This window comes from Candidatus Igneacidithiobacillus taiwanensis (assembly GCF_031962545.1).
GTDB lineage: Bacteria > Pseudomonadota > Gammaproteobacteria > Acidithiobacillales > Acidithiobacillaceae > Igneacidithiobacillus > Igneacidithiobacillus taiwanensis.
In genome coordinates this window covers 1-6,756 of record NZ_JAVRKK010000119.1, presented here as the reverse complement: position 1 = coordinate 6,756, position 6,756 = coordinate 1, and the positions used below count along the sequence as shown (strand labels likewise).

Below are 6,756 nucleotides of genomic sequence, written 5' to 3'. Positions count from 1 at the left end.
CGCCGAACGGCCACACCATCGACTCGGACAGAAACCACCGCTATCCTTCCTCCTCCAACATCTACCACAGTGCCAAAGGTGGTGGACGCATACACAGGTTTGACCCGATTATGCCCGGCTATTTAGAATAGGAAAAGCGCATGGGAGGCTTCTGCCCTCCCATTTTTTGCATCTTCTATTTGTCATTTCGAGGTGGGTCTTGGACGCAGTCCTGGCATTGTCCGACGGACGGATCTTTTACGGCACGGGTTTTGGCGCCGCTGGCATGCGTGCCGGCGAGGTCTGCTTCAATACGGCCATGACCGGCTACCAGGAAATCCTCACCGATCCCTCCTACCGCGGTCAGATCATCACCCTCACGTATCCACACATCGGCAATGTGGGGGTCAACGAGGAAGATCAGGAAGGACGGGAGATCTTCTGCTCTGGTCTGCTCTTGCGCACCCTACCTCGCGCTGCCAGCAGCTGGCGCGCGCAGGAGAATCTAGATGAATATCTGCGGCGCCATGGCATTCCCGGCATGGCGGAGTTCGATACCCGCGCTCTCACCCGACATTTACGCGAACACGGTGCCCAGAACGGCGCCTTGGCCGTCGGCGAAAAGCTCCAGCCCGAAGCGGTACTCGCCGCCGCGCGCGCCTTTCCGGGGCTCGAAGGCGCCGACCTCATCGGTGAGGTCACCTTGGGCCAGCACCAGAGCTGGCGGCGGCGCAGCCCCGACCCCGCCCATGGCTATCACAGCCAGGAAGTCGGGAACTATCCGCATCATGTGGTCGTTGTCGATTTTGGCGCCAAGCGCAACATCCTCCGCCTGCTGGCCGATCGCGGTTGCCGCGTCACCTTGCTACCCCATCAGAGCAGCAGCCGCGAGATTCTTGCCGTGGGTGCCGATGGCGTCCTTTTCAGCAATGGTCCTGGCGACCCGGCAGCCCTGACGGCCGCGCAGCAGACCGTGCGCGCGGTGGTAGAAGCCGGGCAGCCCACCTTTGGCCTTTGCCTCGGACACCAATTGCTGGGCCTTGCGCTGGGCGGCAAGACCGAAAAGATGAAATTTGGTCATCACGGCGCCAACCACCCCGTTCGCGATTTGCGCAGCGGCCGTGTCCTCATTACCAGCCAAAATCACGGCTTTGCAGTGGCGGCGGAGAGTCTGCCCAACAGCATGGAGCCCACCCACGTTTCGCTTTTCGACGGCAGTCTGCAGGGAATGCGGCATCGCGAGCTGCCGGCCTTCTCCTTTCAAGGGCACCCCGAAGCCGGCCCGGGCCCCCATGATGCCAGCGTGATTTTTGACGAATTTGTCGCCAGCTTCCGCACAAGGAAAGACCATGCCCCGGCGTGAAGATCTCAAAAGCATACTCATCATTGGCGCTGGCCCCATCGTTATCGGCCAGGCCTGTGAATTCGATTACTCCGGCGTGCAGGCCTGTAAGGCGTTGCGCGAGGAGGGTTGCCGGGTCATCCTCGTCAACTCCAATCCCGCCACCATCATGACCGACCCGGAAACCGCCGATGCCGTCTACATCGAGCCGGTGGAATGGGAAACGGTGGCGCGCATCATCGAACGCGAGCGCCCCGATGCCCTGCTGCCCACCATGGGCGGACAGACGGCCCTCAACTGCGCCCTCGACCTGCACCGCGAGGGCGTCCTCGATCGCTTCAACGTCCAGCTGATCGGCGCCAGCGTTGCTGCCATCCGCGAGGCGGAAGATCGCGGTCTATTCAAAAAGGCTATGGAAGAAATCGGCCTCGAGGTGGCGCGCTCGGCCTTTGCGCACCAGCTCGACGAGGCCCGAGAGATCGCGGAAAGCATCGGCTATCCGGTGATCATTCGTCCTTCTTTTACCCTTGGCGGTACCGGCGGCGGGGTGGCCTACAATCGTGAGGAATTTGAGGAGATTGCCGGCCGCGGCCTCGAGGCTAGCCCCACCCATGAGATCCTCATCGAGGAATCGGTCATCGGCTGGAAAGAGTTCGAGATGGAGGTGGTGCGCGACTGCGCCGACAACTGCATTATCGTCTGTTCCATCGAAAACCTCGACCCCATGGGGGTACATACCGGCGACTCCATTACTGTTGCGCCGGCGCAGACCCTCACCGACCGCGAATATCAGACCATGCGCGACGCCTCGATTGCGGTGCTGCGCCGCATCGGTGTCGATACCGGCGGCTCCAACGTGCAATTTGCCGTCAACCCGCGCAACGGCCGGCTTTTGGTCATCGAAATGAATCCTCGGGTGTCGCGCTCCTCGGCACTGGCCTCCAAGGCAACGGGCTTTCCCATTGCCAAGGTGGCAGCCAAACTCGCCCTCGGCTACACCCTCGACGAACTACGCAACGACATCACCCGAGCCACCCCGGCCAGCTTTGAGCCGAGCATCGACTACGTGGTCACCAAGATCCCGCGTTTTGCCTTCGAGAAGTTCCCGGAGGCCGATGCCCACCTCACCACCCAGATGAAATCCGTGGGCGAAGTGATGGCCATGGGGCGCAGCTTTCAGGAGTCCTTGCAGAAGGCCCTGCGCGGGCTGGAAACGGGCATGGATGGCCTGAACGAGCGCGACGGCAAAAATCGGAGCACCGCCCAGATCGAAGAGGCCCTGCGCAATCCAGGGCCAGAGCGCATCTGGGAGATCGCCGATGCCCTGCGCCTCGGCTGGGACATTGCCCGAGTGCAGGAGCTGACCCAGATCGACCCCTGGTTTTTAGAGCAGATCGCCGAGCTGATTGCAGTCGAAAACAGTTTGCGCGGCCTCGCCCTTGCCGGCATCGATCGAGCGGCCATGCGGCGTCTCAAACGGCTGGGTTTTTCCGACCGGCGCCTGGCGCAGCTACTGGGCTGCCGCGAGGCCTCCCTGCGCGAACATCGACACAAGCTCGGCGTGCGCCCAGTCTATAAGCGTGTCGATACCTGCGCCGCAGAGTTCCACTCCCCTACCCCATACCTGTATTCGACCTATGAAGACGAATGCGAGGCCGAGCCCACGACCCGTGCAAAGATCATGATCCTCGGCGGTGGGCCCAACCGCATTGGCCAAGGGATTGAATTCGATTACTGTTGCGTCCATGCCGCCATGGCCATGCGCGACGACGGCTATGAGACCATCATGGTCAATTGCAACCCGGAGACCGTCTCCACCGATTACGACACCTCCGACCGCCTCTACTTCGAGCCCCTTACCCTCGAGGATGTGCTGGAAATCGTCGAAATCGAGAAGCCACAAGGGGTTATCGTGCAGTTTGGTGGTCAGACCCCGCTCAAACTGGCCAACGATCTGGCGGCGGCAGGGGTGCCCATCATCGGTACCAGCCCCGATTCCATCGACCTTGCCGAAGACCGCGAGCGCTTTCAGCAGCTCCTGCAGCGCCTGCAGCTGCGGCAACCGGAAAATGCCATCGCCCGCAGCGGCGCCGAGGCCCTCGTCCTCGCCCGTGGCCTCGGCTATCCCTTGGTGGTGCGGCCCTCGTATGTTCTCGGTGGCCGCGCCATGCGCATCGTCTATGCCGAAGACGATCTAGAGCGCTACATGCAAGAAGCAGTGCGCGTTTCCGAAGATCAGCCGGTCCTCCTCGACCGCTTTCTCAACAATGCCCTCGAGGTCGACATCGATGCCGTTGCCGATGGCGAGCGGGTGCTGGTGGCCGGCATCATGGAGCATATCGAACAAGCCGGGGTGCATAGTGGCGATTCTGCCTGCTGTTTGCCGCCCTACTCCCTACCGCTCGCCATTCAGACGCAATTGCGCCAGCAAACCGAGGCCTTGGGCAAGGCCCTGGGCGTGGTCGGCCTGATGAATTGCCAGTTTGCCGTGCAGGGCGAGGATATCTACGTGCTGGAGGTTAACCCACGCGCCTCGCGTACGGTTCCCTTCGTTTCCAAGGCCGCCGGCATCCCCCTCGCCAAAATCGCGGCGCGCTGCATGGTCGGCCAGCGATTGGCGGAACAAGGTGTGCAGGAGATCGCCCTCGGACCGCATTTCAGCGTCAAGGAAGCCGTTTTTCCCTTTCTCAAATTCCCGGGCGTCGACGTGTTGCTCGGGCCGGAGATGAAATCCACCGGTGAAGTCATGGGCATCGGTAGCAGCTTTGGCGAGGCCTTTCTCAAGGCACAGATTGCCGCTGGCGAACACTTTCCGCGCCGGGGCACCGTGTTTTTGAGTGTGCGCGATGCCGACAAGGAAGGGATCGTCGCCGTAGCCCGGGGCCTGCATGGTCTCGGCTTCTCTCTCCTGGCCACCCGCGGCACGGCGGAGCAATTGGAGAATGCCGGGCTGCCGGTCACGCGGGTAAACAAGGTGACCGAGGGGCGCCCGCATATTGTCGACGCCATCAAGAATGGCAAGGTGCAGATCATCATCAACACCGTCGATGAGCGACAGTCGGTGCGGGATTCCTTTAGTATCCGCCGCGCTGCCCTACAAATGGGTCTCACCTATTACACCACTTTGGCCGGCGCCACCGCCGGTACCGCTGCCCTCGGCGTCTTGCTCAGTTCTGAGCGCAGCGTCGTTCGTTTACAAGACCTGGCTAGCCAGACCCCTTCCCGGAGGTAAGTTTCATGAGTGATAAAATCCCGATGACCGTCGTCGGTGCCCAACGCTTGCGCGACGAGCTGCAACGCCTCAAAACCAAGGATCGTCCTGCAGTCATCGAGGCCATTGCCGAGGCGCGCGCCAAGGGTGATCTTTCCGAGAATGCCGAATACGATGCCGCCAAGGAACAACAAGGCTTCATCGAGGGGCGCATCCGCGAGATCGAGGGTTTCTTGGCCAACGCCCAGATCATCGACCCCAAATCCCTCAACGCCGGCGACCGCATCGTCTTTGGCGCCACGGTGGAGCTCGAGGACGAAGACGGCAATCGGATCAGTTACCAGATCGTTGGCGACGCTGAGGCCGACATCAAGGAAAACAAGATTTCCATCAGCTCCCCCGTGGCTCGCGCCCTGATTGGCAAGCATGAGGGCGACAGTATCGAAGTCAACGCTCCGGGCGGCACCCGCGAATATAGTATCCTCAGCGTCCGTTATCTCTAAACTCGCCGCGCCCCACCCGGGCGCCTCCTGGAAAACCTACCCATGCTGCAGCATTTTTATCTCTTTTTGCTGGCGGCGCTGCAAGGCGTCACCGAACTCTTCCCCATCTCTAGCCTCGGCCACAGCATCCTGGTTCCGGCGCTCTTTCGTTGGCCCATCGATCGCGATGCTGCCTGGTTTTTGCCTTTCATCGTCGTTCTCCACCTCGGTACCTTGGTAGCGTTACTGAGCTTTTTTTGGCGCGAATGGGTGGCGCTCATCAGCGCTTTCGTCCGTGACCGCGGCCGGCCCAGAAGCCCCGAAACACGCCTACTCTGGCTACTGATTCTGGCCAGCATTCCAGCCGGCTTGCTCGGCCTTGCCCTCGCCCATCGTATCAAGGATCTCTTTGGCGGCTTTAGCTTTGCCGCCATTGCGCTCATGGTAAATGGCGCTCTGCTCATCTGGGGCGATCGCTTGCGGGCCCGGGATCCTAGCCATACCTTGGATAAACTCAGCTGGCAGCGGGCATTGATTATCGGCTTCGCTCAATCCTTGGCGCTGATCCCTGGCTTTTCGCGCTCCGGTGCCACCTTGGTAGCCGGCATTGGCGTCGGGCTCGACTATGCGAACTCCGCGCGCTTTTCCTTTCTCCTTGCCACCCCTATCATCGGCGCGGCTGGGCTACTGGAGGTGCCCAAGCTCCTACATCAGCATCTGAGCCATGGCCTGCTGCCTGTGATTGTCTTGGCCGGCGTAATATCCGCCATCTTTGCCTGGGCATCGGTGTGGTTTTTGATGCGCTATTTTCATCAACACGAAATCAAGGCATTACGCCCTTTCGGGATTTATTGCATCCTCTTTGGTGCGTTCGCCCTATTCATTGGCAACGGCGGCCTCTAAGGCCGCTCGCCGTTACGACCGCTCTTCGGCGGCCATCAATTTGCCAATGGCACCGCCGGCAACGCTACTTTGCAGTGCGAGGGCGATGCCCACCGCCGTAAGGATGTAGAAGACCCCCTGTACCCCAATCCAGCCCAGACCCCAGCCGCCAACCACACCGCCAGCAAAAATGCCGAGAAACTGCATCAAGGAGTAAACGCCGCTGGCTGCCCCACGCTGCTCGGGCGAGGTCGAGCGGCTCATCATTGACGGCAAGATGGCAGAGGCGGTGTTGTAACCGGCAAAGAAGACGATGGCAGCGGAACCCACAGCCCAAAAATTACCGGCAAAGAGCCCCATCAGCAGGGCGCCAACGGCAATGGTGACACCGCTTAACGCCAGCACGCGTCGGTGTTCTTTGTTCTTTTCGGCATAGATTACCGGAAACAGCATCAGCAGAATCCCGCCGAACATCACCGGTAGGTAGACTTCCCAAATCGCCCCTTGGGTAAGTTGGGTGGCGCGCAGCAACTCGGGCGACAAGACCACAAAGCTGGCACCTAGCACCATTTGCAGGATGAAGATACCAACGCTTGCCGCCTGCACCGCCGGATGGGAAAAAATGCCCAGGGCATCCCGAAACGAGCCCATACGGCGCTGCTGCCCCTCAGGAATCGTGGGAATCACCCCGTAGAGAGGGAAAAAAGCCAAAATTCCGAGTACGGCAGCGCCCCAAAAAACGCCTGTCAAACCGGCAAAACCATAGATGAGTGGTCCGAGGGCCATGCCCAAAACGTAGGCAATGGAAATGCTGCCACCGATCGCCGCCATTGCCTTGGTACGGTGGGCATCGTCGGTGA

The 6,756-nt window shown here is 60.8% G+C and carries 5 protein-coding genes; 4 read left to right on the top strand and 1 reads right to left on the bottom strand.

From position 1 onward, the window contains the following. Positions 1-199: 199 nt before the first annotated feature. The 4 genes from carA to RTI30_RS11545 are packed head-to-tail and all read left to right on the top strand — an operon-like array spanning position 200 to position 5,917. A complete protein-coding gene (carA, locus tag RTI30_RS11560; protein ID WP_312262994.1) occupies positions 200-1,342 on the top strand; it encodes a glutamine-hydrolyzing carbamoyl-phosphate synthase small subunit in 1,143 nt (380 codons plus the stop codon). Continuing rightward, positions 1,329-4,553 (top strand): carbamoyl-phosphate synthase large subunit, encoded by a 3,225-nt coding sequence (gene carB, locus RTI30_RS11555; protein ID WP_312262995.1) that lies wholly within the window; start codon positions 1,329-1,331, stop codon positions 4,551-4,553. The genes carA and carB overlap by 14 nt, the downstream gene beginning before the upstream one ends. 5 nt (positions 4,554-4,558) lie before the next feature. Continuing rightward, positions 4,559-5,035 carry a transcription elongation factor GreA gene (gene greA / locus RTI30_RS11550; protein ID WP_312262996.1) on the top strand — a complete coding sequence of 159 codons (477 nt, stop codon included), beginning with the start codon at positions 4,559-4,561 and terminating at the stop codon, positions 5,033-5,035. Positions 5,036-5,077: 42 nt separating this feature from the next. Further along, positions 5,078-5,917: an undecaprenyl-diphosphate phosphatase gene (locus RTI30_RS11545; RefSeq protein WP_312262997.1), complete on the top strand. Its 840-nt coding sequence runs from the start codon at positions 5,078-5,080 to the stop codon at positions 5,915-5,917. Positions 5,918-5,929: 12 nt separating this feature from the next. Here the strand turns inward: RTI30_RS11545 and RTI30_RS11540 are convergent. Continuing rightward, on the bottom strand, positions 5,930-6,756 hold an 827-nt coding region (locus RTI30_RS11540), incomplete at its 5' end, for an MFS transporter (RefSeq protein ID WP_409449703.1).